Annotated in this window: 1 pseudogene; it reads right to left on the bottom strand. The window is 44.0% G+C overall.

What is annotated here, in order from left to right:
• Positions 1-326 (bottom strand): annotated as a pseudogene (locus LRP50_RS25560) (hypothetical protein); the annotation flags it as partial.
• Between the last annotated feature and the right edge of the window lie 51 nt (positions 327-377).

Here is a 377-nt window from a genome sequence, read left to right as displayed (position 1 = left end):
CTCGGTTTTTGCCACTGGTCTTTAGGTAAGGGCGTTGACCATTCTTTAATATTTTCTGGCAACGGTTTTTTGTTCAAGGTGTCCGTCCATTCTGAAACCATGTACGGGATCTTCCAGCATGCGAGAATGTGATAGAAATAATATGAGAATAAGGTGAAATAAGAGTCTGCTGGGTCGGTGAATTTGAACGATACCCACTTTCTCGGACCTTTTAGGAATTTAGACCAGATACGTTTGCGCTCGGCATCAAACATGGCGCGGTCTTCTTTGACAAATGGTCGCGATCTTGGCCATTTATTCTTTGGCTCATCCATATATGTACGCATGGTTTCCCATTTTCTTTGCGCCTCACCCACTGAGTATACTGGTTGGCGTAA

It is taken from the genome of Enterovibrio gelatinilyticus (assembly GCF_028683095.1).
GTDB lineage: Bacteria > Pseudomonadota > Gammaproteobacteria > Enterobacterales > Vibrionaceae > Enterovibrio > Enterovibrio gelatinilyticus.
This window is presented reverse-complemented; position numbering and strand designations above follow the sequence as displayed.